This is a genomic window from Candidatus Dependentiae bacterium (assembly GCA_016191325.1).
Taxonomy (GTDB): Bacteria; Babelota; Babeliae; order Babelales; family JACPOV01; genus JACPOV01.
On record JACPOV010000008.1, the window covers coordinates 360,152 to 373,072 of the forward strand.

Annotated in this window: 13 protein-coding genes and 2 tRNA genes; 5 read left to right on the top strand and 10 right to left on the bottom strand. The window is 39.9% G+C overall.

Features of this window, described 5'->3' with window-relative positions; translation table 11 throughout:
* The first annotated feature begins 8 nt into the window (after positions 1–8).
* From HYX58_02110 to HYX58_02125, 4 genes are all read left to right on the top strand, one after another.
* Positions 9–755: an ankyrin repeat domain-containing protein gene (locus HYX58_02110; protein ID MBI2774776.1), complete on the top strand. Its 747-nt coding sequence runs from the start codon at positions 9–11 to the stop codon at positions 753–755.
* Positions 756–768: 13 nt separating this feature from the next.
* Positions 769–1,233 (top strand): hypothetical protein, encoded by a 465-nt coding sequence (locus HYX58_02115; protein ID MBI2774777.1) that lies wholly within the window; start codon positions 769–771, stop codon positions 1,231–1,233.
* Positions 1,234–1,273: 40 nt separating this feature from the next.
* The gene (locus tag HYX58_02120; protein ID MBI2774778.1) at positions 1,274–1,876 is read left to right on the top strand and encodes a hypothetical protein; all 603 of its coding nucleotides are present in this window, start codon (positions 1,274–1,276) and stop codon (positions 1,874–1,876) included.
* A 232-nt stretch (positions 1,877–2,108) separates the two neighbouring features.
* Complete coding sequence (locus HYX58_02125; GenBank protein ID MBI2774779.1) at positions 2,109–2,648, top strand: hypothetical protein; 540 nt, start codon at positions 2,109–2,111, stop codon at positions 2,646–2,648.
* A 53-nt stretch (positions 2,649–2,701) separates the two neighbouring features.
* Here HYX58_02125 and HYX58_02130 read toward each other — a convergent pair whose 3' ends face one another.
* The 10 genes from HYX58_02130 to HYX58_02175 all read right to left on the bottom strand — a co-directional run bounded on the left by HYX58_02130 (position 2,702) and on the right by HYX58_02175 (position 10,125).
* Positions 2,702–4,198 (bottom strand): right-handed parallel beta-helix repeat-containing protein, encoded by a 1,497-nt coding sequence (locus HYX58_02130; GenBank protein ID MBI2774780.1) that lies wholly within the window; start codon positions 4,196–4,198, stop codon positions 2,702–2,704.
* Between the two features lie 100 nt (positions 4,199–4,298).
* Positions 4,299–5,192, bottom strand: coding sequence for a YicC family protein (locus tag HYX58_02135; protein ID MBI2774781.1), 894 nt, complete (start codon positions 5,190–5,192; stop codon positions 4,299–4,301).
* Between the two features lie 54 nt (positions 5,193–5,246).
* Entirely contained in the window at positions 5,247–5,960 is a 714-nt protein-coding gene (locus tag HYX58_02140; GenBank protein MBI2774782.1) for a YebC/PmpR family DNA-binding transcriptional regulator, read from the bottom strand.
* Positions 5,961–5,968: 8 nt separating this feature from the next.
* On the bottom strand, positions 5,969–6,988 hold the full coding sequence (ruvB, locus tag HYX58_02145) for a Holliday junction branch migration DNA helicase RuvB (GenBank protein MBI2774783.1): 1,020 nt from the start codon (positions 6,986–6,988) through the stop codon (positions 5,969–5,971).
* A 74-nt stretch (positions 6,989–7,062) separates the two neighbouring features.
* Positions 7,063–8,178: a rod shape-determining protein RodA gene (gene rodA, locus HYX58_02150; GenBank protein ID MBI2774784.1), complete on the bottom strand. Its 1,116-nt coding sequence runs from the start codon at positions 8,176–8,178 to the stop codon at positions 7,063–7,065.
* Between the two features lie 114 nt (positions 8,179–8,292).
* The gene (locus tag HYX58_02155; GenBank protein ID MBI2774785.1) at positions 8,293–9,177 is read right to left on the bottom strand and encodes a hypothetical protein; all 885 of its coding nucleotides are present in this window, start codon (positions 9,175–9,177) and stop codon (positions 8,293–8,295) included.
* 23 nt (positions 9,178–9,200) lie between these two features.
* A tRNA-Pro gene (locus HYX58_02160) sits at positions 9,201–9,277 on the bottom strand.
* A gap of 81 nt (positions 9,278–9,358) precedes the next feature.
* Positions 9,359–9,877: a hypothetical protein gene (locus tag HYX58_02165; protein MBI2774786.1), complete on the bottom strand. Its 519-nt coding sequence runs from the start codon at positions 9,875–9,877 to the stop codon at positions 9,359–9,361.
* Positions 9,878–9,892: 15 nt separating this feature from the next.
* Positions 9,893–10,033: a hypothetical protein gene (locus tag HYX58_02170; protein MBI2774787.1), complete on the bottom strand. Its 141-nt coding sequence runs from the start codon at positions 10,031–10,033 to the stop codon at positions 9,893–9,895.
* Positions 10,034–10,049: 16 nt separating this feature from the next.
* Positions 10,050–10,125: transfer RNA gene (locus tag HYX58_02175), tRNA-His, on the bottom strand.
* Positions 10,126–10,309: 184 nt separating this feature from the next.
* Here HYX58_02175 and uvrA point away from each other — a divergent pair.
* Positions 10,310–12,916: an excinuclease ABC subunit UvrA gene (uvrA, locus tag HYX58_02180; protein MBI2774788.1), complete on the top strand. Its 2,607-nt coding sequence runs from the start codon at positions 10,310–10,312 to the stop codon at positions 12,914–12,916.
* Positions 12,917–12,921: the final 5 nt, after the last annotated feature.

Genomic DNA, 12,921 nt, shown 5'->3' on the forward strand with positions numbered 1-12,921 from the left:
GAGCTTCTGTGAATTACTTGAAACGAATTGCATTGTTATCTCTCCTTTGTATTACTTCTTCTTGCTCTAATTTGAATGCCAGTGAAACTAATAACGGCCAATCAAAAAGTGAAGTTTTAGAAACTGAACTGAAAAAAGCGGCGTATGAACAAAATATAGCTTTAGCTGAATCATTATTAAAAAATGGTGCGAATCCAAACCATTTTATAAGCGAAAATCGAGAAACTCTCGTGCATGCGCCAGGTTCTTTGGAAATGCTAAAATTATTAATTAAATATGGCGGAAATGTTGAAGCACTTGATGACTGGAATATGACGCCTCTTTACTCTGCTGTACATTATGGTGAACTGGCCAGCGTTGATTTATTGCTTAGAAATGGTGCTGATCCTAATCATCGAGACATTCGTGGCAGAACGCCTTTGCATATGGTAAATAGTGAATACCAACTTCAACCTGAATTAGTAATTAATTTATTGATTCGATCTGGTGCCGATCTCAACGCGAAAAATAATGAAGGACGGACTCCGCTGGCAAATGCGGTAGCGCATTATGACTCAGGGGCCTTTAAAGCGCTTCTTGATGCTGGCGCAAACCAGGAAGGGATCGATGAAGAAATTATTTCCTCCTTTGCAAAGTGCAAGTGTGTTGAAAATGAAGGCGAATGGCGTAATGCCTTTTGGGATTGTTTTCGTTTAAATCTGATGAACAAAATCCTCGATTGTTACCGAAATCAAAAAGACCATGAACAAAAATAGATTTAGAGGTTTTATGAGATTATCATTAATTTTAGCTTGCATTCTATTCGTACAAATAAATGCCAATTCGAGCAGGGAATCAGCGAGCGAAAGTAATCAACAGAGCTTATTAAAACCCTTTATTTCCGCAAAAGAATTTATTTTCCCAGAAAAAGATACTTTGCCAAAAGAAATAAAAGCCGCAATTTACACCGGAGATTATTGGAAATTGAACGATTATCTCATGAATGGCAAACCTGCTGATGCCAAGCAAGTCAAACGTTATTTGGAAAACGTAATTGATAGATGTGAACGAAGAGGATTTGCTTATGAGTATGACTATCAGGAGAAAACGCTCAAAGATAAATTGATACATCACGCTTTATGTGCCCGCGTTAATGGAATGATGAGGCTCGCGTATCATTATAAAGAGATGAATGCAGCTCGAAAACTGGCGATGCCAAATGCGCAGCAAGCGTTCATGATGAGTAATATTTAACAATTAAGACATAACACAAATTTAGTAAGTGCAGGAAATTATGAAATTATTAATGCGATATAGTTTGATTTTAATGATTGCAGGTACATCATTTGTTTCTGCGATGGAGCAAAAATCTGATGTGATGGACATGAAGAAGAGAATTGCTGAATGGGAAGCTGAAAGTGATAGCCGGGAGATTGAAAGATTTAAGGAGTATGCGTTGCGTGATGGCCAGCAAAAATTTCAGAAACATTGTGCGCCAAATATTTTTCTTGCACTGGGAATGACTGCAGAGCAAAAAGGATCGTGGGTAAAAGGCTGCACAAAGTTGAAGGATCGGGCTGAGAACGGCACCCTCAACAATGATGAATATTCTGTGTTATCCAGAAACCGAATAGCATTATGGGAAAAATCTAATAATGAAAAATCAGCAGAAGAATTTAAAGTTGCTTTGGATTCAGGTGAAGTGCGAAAGTCGGAAAAAAAGACTCTCAATGATCTAAGCTTTGCGTGCGTTGGACTCATCACAATGAGTGCATCATCATTAATAAACTATGGATATCCAGCGGAGGCCTGTGGAAAGATTCAACAATTCTCTCGAATATTAAGGGAATATGAAAAAGAGCATAATCAAGATAATTACAGCAATTTATTTGAGTGATTTAACATTAGGAAGAATTATGAAATTAGTATTTCATTATGGTTTAGTTTTAATATTCGGAACTTCATCGATTATTATGATCGCTGACGAGCAGGAGAAAAAGGCTGATTGAGTAAGAAAGTATTACGCGCGTGAACGTAGTGAAGTTAGCCAGATCGGCGAACACAAACTGGATCGGTCGCTGCCTTATATTGTTGAAGATCAATTAAAAGGCCTTGATGCCAGAGCTTATATGGATAGCAAGCGGGCTATATTCTATACCTCTCCCCTGAATAAAGCTGTGGATTTGGATAACATAGAAGATGCAGAAAAACTTCTCAAAGAAGGAATCGGTGCTAATGTTCGCTACCCAATGGTTGATAACTTTGAAGCGATGCGGACAGTAGCAAATATGCTTCAAAATAATGGTAATGCAAATTCTCAGGAAAAACTGCTCGGCGTCTACCCGGTTCAATTGATTAGAAGTGTTGAAATGCTTGATTTGTTAATGAAATATGATGCCTGCATTGATGCAGCAACGTTTCCTCATTCTCGAAACAGAAATGCTTCACTTACGGCTTTAGGCAGGGCAATTAGATGGTACCATAGCCCAGAGTTGGTAGAGGCATTGCTTGAAAGAGGAGCGACGATCATTGACTTGTGGGAACAAAAAACGTACATAGAAGAACTCGCGGATCTGAAGAAAGATCAACGCAATTCAGCTCACAAAGCTGAGCACGATAAAATCATCGAACTTCTAGAAGGGTATAAAGGATATCTGCCAGCAAAATAGATATTCTAGGTCGAAGTTTTTACTCTTAAGCCCGGCTTTTACGCCGGGCCTTTTTATTCAGCAATATTGGTCGTAAAGTTAATTGGCGTTGCGGGCAGTGGTGAAACCGCGACGTTCGTGATTCCGCTAAAATTAGTGCCATTATTGTTTGCAAAATTAGCATAAAATTTATTGAGCGGTGCCGTTACATTTAGATCGCTAAAGCCGAATGTCGTATTTCCAGTTGCCGTATTGCTGCGCACTTGAAAAGCCCGAGTTGCTGCAGCTAGGGCAAATCCAGAAACCGAATTGTTTTGCGCAAAATTATTGAGTACGATGCCGTCGGTGCCGCCTTCAAAATTAAATCCGTTGCGATTATTTTTTGATTTACAATTCTCAAGACTTATTTGGTTACAATTCGCTCTGAATCCATCAAATTGATTATTATCGGCAATGCATGATTCCAGAGATGTATTATTATTCTCTATAGAAAAACCGTGTGCACTATTAATATTCCCGCTTGATTGGCATTGTTCATAAAGAAATCCGGTGCATGCCGTTTGCTGAAAGCCATTCCCCCGATTTCCATATGCAATGCATTGGTTGATAAGAAAATTGGAGCAATTGCCAAATGAAAAACCAGGGCCAGCGGTCGAACTTCCAATCCCAGTACCGAATGCATAACATTTTGAGATTATGGAATTTTGAGCGTTAAATGAAACGCCATTTGAGATAAGAATCCCTGCCGTTCTGCATAGTGCGGCAAAGCAATTGCTAATCAAGCAGCGATTAATTCCATTCGCTAAAATTCCTACGTTGTTATTAAAAAGAAAAACGTTGTTTATCTCAATTTGCTGGCAGCCGGGAGAGAGAAATATGCCATTGGATGCAAAATTGATAAGCGCGCCATTCTGGATAGTTACATTGCTCCGAGCGTTTACTTGGATCCCGTTTATCGTCAATCCCGTACCACTAACGGTGCCAATGTTGGTGGCGTTGCCATTTGATGTATTATTTGTTCCAAAGTTTGGATTCGTATTGATTCCATTTATAGAATTTATAGAGTTAACCGTATTATTGTTCTGATTCTGGTTAGTTGTAATATTCGGGAATGCACCGCCCTGGAGGGAGTTAATGCTGGGTATGTTTGATTGAAGGTTTCCAAAAGTTGTATTGTTCTGAAAATTGGTGCCAACGTTTGGGACCGCTCCGCTATTATTGCTTGCTATAATATAGTTGCCAAATCCGCTAATGGTTTGATTATTTAAATCTAAAACCACGTTGTTTGCGTTGATGGTGATGAGCGTAGCACCCGCTCTTGATAGGGCAATGTTTTCAACAACGCAATAAGTTCCTGCTGTATTAATAGTATATGGAATATTCCTCGAATTAATTTGCGTTGAAAGAACGCAATTGGTTCGCACTTGATCAGTTGGGTTTTGATCGATAAATGCAATTATTGCGTCTTCCGTTTTACTAATAATTTCGCTTTCATTACTATCATTCTGAGCATTTAAAAAAGATATGCCGCACAATAGAAAGAACGCAAACAAAAAATTAATATTTTTCATGGAACTACTTTTCTGCTACGAGTGAACAGACGATTAGCTCATTTGTAACGCAGAAAAATAAGTAGAGTCAATGATTTACCAAAATAAACGTAGAGGGAATTTATACGATATTTTGAACTTGTTCGCGAGCTTTTTCGAGCTCTACTTTAATATTAATTGCATGAGTGCTGATTGCAGCATCGGAGCATTTTGATGTAATGGTATTTATTTCGCGGGCCATTTCCTGCAAAATAAAATCGAGGCGGCGGCCCTTTTCTATTTCGGGAGCGTGCACCGTTTTTAAAAAGGTGGCCATGTGGCTTTTGAATCGAACAATCTCTTCATTAATATCAATTTTATCGAGTTCAAAATAAAGAGCATTGCGTTGCGAATCGGCTATTTCTTGATTACTTGTATCAAGTTTTGCTAATCGAGCAGTAGTTTTTTCTTTTTTAGCTTTCATGAAAACGGCAGCCTCTTGTTCAAGAACCGCCATTTCTGCGTGCGAATTTTGCATGCGCTTTTCAAGATCTTTCAATAAAGCAGCGCCCTCAACCTGGCGGGTTTTATCAAGCTGGGCGATTAAGTCGTCCAGCGCTCGCATGATCGGCGTGCGCAGCGATTCATCAGCAGTTTGTTCTTCAAAGGTGAAAATATTAGGGAGCAAAACAATATCTGAAAGCATCGGTTCGCCTTCTATCTTAGTGCTTTTCTTTATTAACTCTAAAGCATTCAGATAGCTTTTGACCGTTGGCATATCGACTTGCACAGGGCCTTTGAATGAATTGGCACTCATTGCATGAATAAGAAGAGTCACATGCCCACGAATAAGATGTTCTTTGAGCTGCTTGATAAATTCAAGTTCTAAAAACTGCAGCGCATTTGGCATTTTGCAGGTAGTTTCAAAAAATCGTGAATTGAGCGATTTGACGCTCATGGTCAGTAAAACGGTAGACCCGTCAGCTTTTTTGAGTTGAATATTTTTCAGGGCAAAACCGGTCATACTGACAACCATACAGATCCTTTAAGTCAGAAAGCGTGATATTAATTATTTTTTGTTGGAGTAATTTTATGATCCTAAATTTGTAAACACGTTTTGAACATCATCGTGCTCTTCAAGCTCATTTAGAAACTCAACTGCTTTTTCCGTTTGTTCCGCGGTAAGTGGCGTTGTATTTTGCGCGACCCATTCAATTTCGGCGCTCTCAATCTTAAGCCCGAGGGATTTAACGACTTGTTTAATTGGTTCTAGTGCTTTGGGTTCACACGTGATCGTGAAGAAATCATCCTCTTGCGACAAATCTTTGATATCGAAATCGATGAGTTTTTCCATTAATTCATCTTCGCTGCTTTTTCCTGCAGCTTGCACAACGCCAAGTTTTTGAAACATCCAGCCGACAGAACCGGCTTCGCCAAGGGAGCCGCCTTTGACCATGAAAATGCGACGAATTTCGGCAACCGTGCGGTTTTTGTTATCACTAAGGGTGTCAACCATCACCGCGATTCCGTACGGCCCATAGCCTTCGTACATTTGTTCTTCGTAGTGCGCCCCAGGAAGTTCTCCGGTACCTTTTTTTACGGCCCGGGTAATATTATCCATTGGCATATTGGCTTCGCGCGCTTTTTCTATTAAAAGGCGAAGTCGTGGATTGCCAGAAGGATCGCCACCACCACGTGCAGCTACAGAAATTTCTTTACTGAGGCGCGAGAACACTTTTCCGCGCTTATTATCAATGGCCGCTTTTTTGCGTTTTATCGTTGCCCATTTGGAATGACCAGACATACATTCTCCTAGAGGGAAAATAAATCTTTTTGCCCAAGAAACTTGTTTCTTAAATAAGATAATGCCTTATGGGGAATCTGTCGACCCCTAGCAGTCTTTTCCAGATAGCATTTTCTCATCAAAAACGGTTCTATGACCTCTTCTATGGTATCTTTATCTTCGCCAATGAGTGAAGCTAACGTTTCAACACCGACCGGCCCGCCATTAAACTGCTCTATAATTCTGCGCAAAAGCATATTATCGATTGAGTTAAGGCCATCTTGATCTATCCCCAAAAATTCGAGCGCTTTGCCTACCATAATATCATCGGCAGGAACATCGTTAACTTGTGCAAAATCGCGCACGCGCCGCACGATTTTTTTAGCAATACGTGGAGTGCCCCGCGCACAGCGCGCAATCATCAATGCTGCATTTTCCGATATGCTTAGTTTTAAAAACTGTGCGCTTTGCATAATAATCTTTTGGAGTTCTTCGTCGTTATAAAAATCAATTCGCTCAACTATTCCGAATCGACTGCGCAAAGGAGCGGATATCATGCCACTTTTGGTGGTTGCTCCAATGAGCGTAAAAGGTTGCAGCGGAAGCGTAACCGTTTTTGCTCCAGCTCCTTGCCCGATGATGACATCCACATTAAATTGCTCCATTGCGGTGTAAAGCACTTCTTCTACGTTTGAAGGCATGCGATGAATTTCGTCTATAAAAAAAATATCTCTCGGCTCTAAATTTGAAAGAAGGGCGACTAAATCACCAGTTCGTTCAAGCATTGGCCCGCTCGCGATTTTGATGCCAACTTGCATCACATGCGCCATTATCGTTGCGAGTGTAGTTTTTCCCAATCCTGGAGGCCCAAAGAGTAAAAGATGATCGAGAGGCTCTCCCCGCATTTTGGCAGCTTGCGTGTACAGCGCTAATTTTTTTTTAAGTTCTTCCTGCCCTAAATAATCTTCGAATGTTTTTGGTGCAAAATCATGCGATCGCTCTTCAAGAGTTTCTTGGGTGAGGAGCGTAATTGGTGAAACATCGTTCATAATTAATTTCTTTTTGCTGAGAGTAAGTTATTGAAAGTCAATGTATCGAGAGGCTAGGTAAAACGCAATAATCATTAATCTCCAATATAATATCTTCTAATAGTTATGCCGTTAATCCAACCAAGGCTTGCAAGCGTGATCCATAGATTTGAAATGCCGTAACTGATAAGTGGAAGTGGAATGCCAACCACGGGTAAAAGGCCCGTCACCATAGCGATATTAATAATGCAGGCTAAAATGCAGTGAATTAAAAGGCCTAATGCTAATAATTGCGGGAAAAAACTTTTAACGGTGCTGATTAGATATAAAATGCGTGCAAAAAGAAGCATATATAAAAAAATAATTACGAATGCACCGAGCAATCCCCATTCTTCGCAAATGACTGAAAAAATAAAATCGGTACGACTTTCCGGTAAAAACATTAATTTATTTTGTGTCCCTTGCAGAAAACCTTTTCCCGTGATGCCGCCAGAGCCGATTGCAATTTTTGATTGCTCAATTTGATATCGTTCTTTGTGCGCATCTCCTTCTCCTAAAAAAACAGCGATTCGTTGCTTTTGATATGGTTTGAGAAATTTCCACATAATCGGTGCACAAAGTGCTGCCGCTAGAAACCCAGCGATAAACAATTTTTTATCAAGCCCTGCAATCCAAAGCAAAATCGCGCCAGCGAATGTAATTAAAAGAGCGGTGCCAAGGTCTGGCTGCTTTCTAATGAGAAGTGCGCTTGCCGCTAGTACAATCAAGATCGGAAAAAAATCGTTCATTGAATATTTAGGTGAATCGTTTTGGGAGTATAGATGATTCGTAATAAACGCAGGAAAGAATAGTTTCGATACTTCTGAAGGCTGAAATTTAAAAAGAACAAGATCGACCCACCGCTGGCCGCCCATGCCGATTGATCCTTTTACCAACGTAAATATCAAAAAGCCAATGACGGAAATATATAAAAAATAACCCCAGCGCATTAATGTTCGATAATCTATAATGCAAAAAAAGAAATAAATACCGAGTGCTGAGCATGCTCCAAAAAATTGTTTTTTAAAAAAAACTGAATACGGCATTTCTGGTTTGGTTGTAGCACTGTAAATAAAAAGAAGCCCAATGCTCATAAGAATAAGCATAAGGCCAAAACTTATCCAATCAAAATAACGTATTGAGCGACGAATAGCTTGCAATAATTCGGTCATCCTGTTCTCCAAGAAAAAGAGCTAACAGGTGTAAGCGTAGAGAAAATTAAAAAAAAATTCACGAGTATTTTGCAAAAATACAAAATACATTTTTGTATTCAGTCTGATGAATGGTTAATTTTTCAGAAACATGGATTCTGGAAGTGTGGACAATTGAATCACATTGCACTCTTCAGGAGATGCAAGGAGAGCAAAGTAATCAGATTTGTATTCGCGCTTAATCATTTCATCGCAGATTGCGCTATAATAAAGCTTGAAAAGATCAATGGCTTCAACTTCAATTTCAAATGCGAGAGCGTCAAACTGATTTTTTCCTGAATGCAATTGGTGTAGGCATTCGTCCAGTTCTGAAAAAAGATCGCGTTGAACTTTTTCGATTGCGTACGCATTATGAGAATTTTGGTTTGTTTCCATATTCGTTTTAAGCAGTTTAAAAGAATCGGCAAGCTCGTGCAATTTTTGTGATTCATCAGCATAACGACTTTGTGCTTTAGAAAGCAGCTCTATTATTTTTTCTCTTTTTTTATTTGCTGCGGTTGTTACAACACTCGTTGCATGTTCTGCGCACGAAACGAAAATAGCTGCAAGCCTTTTATTTGAATGACGCATTAGATTATCAACTAATCTCGCATGGACATCGATAACGGTCTTGCTGATAGGTTGAAGCATTTTTAAGTTATCTATCGCAATTTTAAGACTTTCAATTCCGACATTGTCCACATTAAAACCTGCCCGCGCCTGCTTTTCAGCTAAAATCGCAAACGTTGTCAAAATAGTTGCATACGTGCGGTAGGCTTGTTGAGTTTCTGCTCGGTAGATCGAAAAAAAAATTACGTTAGCAAGAAGTTGTATCTCTTCTTTGCTGAATGAACTATTAATCCAGATATCTTTTTGAATTATAGGCTTCAATTCATCCAGTGAACTTATGCTTGCTTGCGAAAAAAAGGATGCGCCAAGAGACAGTAGAAAAGCGAGAGAGAATAGAAATGAGTTTTTCATGAAGGAAGCATCTACTAAAAAAATGGTCGGGGTGGCCAGACTCGAACTGGCAACCCCTCGCTCCCAAAGCGAGTGCGCTATCCAATTGCGCCACACCCCGACATACGATTTTTGATGTAAAAGAAGTGTATCTATTTTTTATACTCTATGCAAGCAGAAACTGTGCAAATTCGTCATAGTTTTAATGAATTTCTAAACTACTTGTTATTAGATTTATTTGCATATCAATAATAGGCCTTATTGTTGATTCATGCGTTGAATATACCGTATTGCCACATGAAATAGCATCATTGTTTGGCAGTTTATAGCTCGCAAATGTCGCGTTAATTTTGACGTTGGTAGGAATTAACGGATTTGTAATAACTTTGATCGAGCTGCAAAAAGAGTCGATGATTATTGTATGTGGAATTTCTGGATCAAACGCTCGCAGATCAATTGTTAGGCTGCTAAAGCCGATTCGATAATTTTTCTCTTTGCTTTGATGCGATATTGTTGAGCTTGAAAACCAAGTGGCCGAAGGGTTAATTTCGTTGGTCTTGAAGGTGCTAATAATCGAAAACCCTAAATAAATCAGAAGGCCGCCAAAGAGTATTCGGATTATAGGCAAATCGATACCAAGAAGCGCTTTTAATAATACTGAAATACCAAAAATAATGAGAAGGGTGCCCCACAAGAGCTCGGAGGTTAAAAGTGCTTTCACGAGATGTATCCTTTATTAAATGAGCATTGAAATGCCAAGCGCTATAAGGATAACGCCAGGAAGGAATCGCATTGGTAAATCGATGCCGGCAGATTTTAAAATCATTGACCCGCCGATAGCGATAAGAATTGAACCTGAAAAAAAGCTTGAGTTCATAGATAACTTCTTAGAATGGGGTGAATGGTGGGGATCGAACCCACGGCCACCAGAGCCACAACCTGGTGCTCTACCAACTGAGCTACATTCACCATTAATGTAGACAAAAGTATACGAGTTTTCGGGCAAAATGCAAATTTTTAGAAAAAAAGGAGGGCCACTCATTTAGTTTCGTAAGAGGCGGGCGTTTTGCTTTTTTCCCCAAGACGTGTTATTTTGAATAGATGCGGATTTTGAAAGAATTTGATAATCGCAATTTGAATTTGGTGGTGGGTTATGAAACAGTCAGATAAGAAAATAGAGCAAAAAGAGCGCAAATCGACCGAATGGATTATTATTCGCGGTGCCCGCGAGCATAATCTAAAGAATGTTGATGTCGAGATTCCAAAAAATAAATTAACGGTAATTACGGGTCCATCAGGATCTGGCAAAAGCTCCTTAGCTTTGGACGTTTTGTATACTGAAGGTAAACGGCGCTACATGGAATCGCTTTCTTCTTATGCACGCCAGTTTTTAGGGATAGCAAAAAAGCCTGAATTTGACCGCATAGAAGGGCTCTGCCCAGCAATTGCGATTGAGCAAAAAACAGTTGGCGCCAACCCGCGATCAACCGTTGGTACCATTACCGAAATAGCCGATTATCTCCGCTTGCTTTTTGCTCGTATTGGCATTCCACATTGCCCCACATGCTCAACAGAAATTAAGCCAGAATCGCCAGATAATATTACCAATGGAGTTATCACCAAATTTGCAAAAAATGTGGTAACAGTAGCAGCTCCAGTGGCGGTTGAAAAAAAGGGCGAGTATCAGCAAGAATTATTATCTTTATTTGAACGTGGCTATTACCGTTTTGTTATCGATGGCGCATCATACAAATTCAACAGCGCAGATGAAATCAAGGCGATAAAATTAGCAAAAACCTACAAGCACAGCATCGATGTTTTAATCGATAGAATTGAGGTAAGCGAGAACGAACGTGCTCGTCTACAAGAAGCGGTTGAGAAATCGTTTAGCTTAGCAAATGGCATGTGCAAAATTATTGTAGGTGAAAAATCGCACCTCTATTCATCAAAGAGAATGTGCTTACATTGCTCAGAAGCATTTCCTGAAATTGAACCTCGTTTCTTTTCATTTAATTCACCAATAGGTGCTTGCAAAGAATGTAATGGGTTAGGAATTATCCATCTATGGCCGTGGAAAGAAGATGATCCAGATGCATGGAAATCCAAATACCCGGATTTCTTTGGTTCCTATGCGCAAGAGCAAACATGCCGTGCGTGTTTAGGGCGTAGATTAAATCCCTATGCTTTAGCAGTTAAAATTGGCGGAAAAAATATTATTGAGATTGGCGAGCTTTCTATTAAAGACGCAGTAAAGTTTTTCAATTCAATCTCTTTTGATGAAACAGAACGCATTATTGCTGAAGGTTTGATTAAAGAAATTCGTGCCCGTTTACAATTTTTAAATGATGTAGGGCTTTCGTATCTTTCTATAAATCGCTCAGCAAGAACTCTTTCTGGTGGAGAAGGGCAGCGAATTCGTTTGGCGACTCAGATTGGATCATCGCTTAGTGGTGTTCTTTATATTCTAGATGAACCAAGTATCGGATTGCATCAGCGCGATAATGATAGGCTAATTAATACTCTTAAGATGTTACGCGATCAAGGAAACACGGTTATCGTCGTGGAACACGATTTTGATACCATGCTTCAATCAGATTATTTGGTGGATATGGGGCCTGCTGCTGGAACCCTTGGTGGTAAAATCACGGCGGTTGGCACTCCAGAAGAAATTAAAAAAGATCCCCAATCGCTCACAGGGGCTTATTTATCGGGCGAGCGAGCGATACGAGTTCCTGCAAAACGTAGAACAGCCAATGGTTATTTAACGCTAAAACATGCAACGCGCAATAACTTAAAAGATATTAGTGTTTCATTGCCTCTGGGTGTAGTTTGCTGTGTTTCAGGTGTATCCGGTTCGGGCAAAAGTACGCTTATACTTGATGAATTGGTAAATGCATTGCAGCGCGAACTTTCTTCAGGGAAAAAAGGTGTCGGAAAATCGGAAGGCACAACCGATCTTGAAGGAGTCGAACATATTGAATCGCTGGTAGTAATTGATCAATCGCCAATTGGCAGGACGCCTCGATCAAATCCTGCAACCTATTTGGGAATCTTTGATGAAATTCGTAAGCTCTTTGCTAATTTGCCAGAGAGCATGGCCCGTGGTTATAAAGTGGGTCGCTTTAGCTTTAACGTTCAAGAAGGGCGTTGCTTTGAATGCAAAGGTGATGGAACTATAACCGTATCAATGCAATTTTTAGCTGACGTTGTCATGACCTGCAAGAGCTGCAAAGGACAAAGATTTAACGCTGAAACTTTGGCGATCACTTATAAAGGGAAAAATATTGCCCAGGTTCTTGATATGACCGCATTAGAAGCTGAACAGTTTTTCGCCGCGCATAAAAATTTCGCAAAACGCTTATCGTTGATGTGCCAAGTTGGCCTTGATTACGTAAAACTGGGGCAACCATCGACAACACTTTCTGGCGGTGAAGCGCAGCGGATTAAGTTAGTTGATGAACTTGCTAAGCGCGGAACAAAAACGCTTTATATTCTTGATGAACCGACAACGGGATTGCATACGAACGACATTGAAAAGCTCCTTGAAGTACTCAATCGATTAGTTGATAAAGGCAATTCAATGATCATTATTGAGCACAATCTTGATGTACTTAAGACGGCCGACTATTTAATAGACCTGGGGCCTGAGGGCGGCGATGAGGGCGGTACAATTGTTGCGCAAGGAACTCCTGAAGCGGTAGCTAAATCGAATAAAAGTCATACCGGTCGGTATTTAAAACCGCTCCTTAAATCTACGTAAAAACA

Coding starts and splice junctions, on each gene's coding strand:
- uvrA (MBI2774788.1), top strand. CDS start 10,310: ATGAAACAGTCAGATAAGAAAATAGAGCAAAAAGAGCGCAAATCGACC.
- HYX58_02135 (MBI2774781.1), bottom strand. CDS start 5,192: ATGGTTGTCAGTATGACCGGTTTTGCCCTGAAAAATATTCAACTCAAA.
- rodA (MBI2774784.1), bottom strand. CDS start 8,178: ATGACCGAATTATTGCAAGCTATTCGTCGCTCAATACGTTATTTTGAT.
- ruvB (MBI2774783.1), bottom strand. CDS start 6,988: ATGAACGATGTTTCACCAATTACGCTCCTCACCCAAGAAACTCTTGAA.
- HYX58_02125 (MBI2774779.1), top strand. CDS start 2,109: ATGGATAGCAAGCGGGCTATATTCTATACCTCTCCCCTGAATAAAGCT.
- HYX58_02155 (MBI2774785.1), bottom strand. CDS start 9,177: ATGAAAAACTCATTTCTATTCTCTCTCGCTTTTCTACTGTCTCTTGGC.
- HYX58_02140 (MBI2774782.1), bottom strand. CDS start 5,960: ATGTCTGGTCATTCCAAATGGGCAACGATAAAACGCAAAAAAGCGGCC.
- HYX58_02115 (MBI2774777.1), top strand. CDS start 769: ATGAGATTATCATTAATTTTAGCTTGCATTCTATTCGTACAAATAAAT.
- HYX58_02130 (MBI2774780.1), bottom strand. CDS start 4,198: ATGAAAAATATTAATTTTTTGTTTGCGTTCTTTCTATTGTGCGGCATA.
- HYX58_02120 (MBI2774778.1), top strand. CDS start 1,274: ATGAAATTATTAATGCGATATAGTTTGATTTTAATGATTGCAGGTACA.
- HYX58_02170 (MBI2774787.1), bottom strand. CDS start 10,033: ATGAACTCAAGCTTTTTTTCAGGTTCAATTCTTATCGCTATCGGCGGG.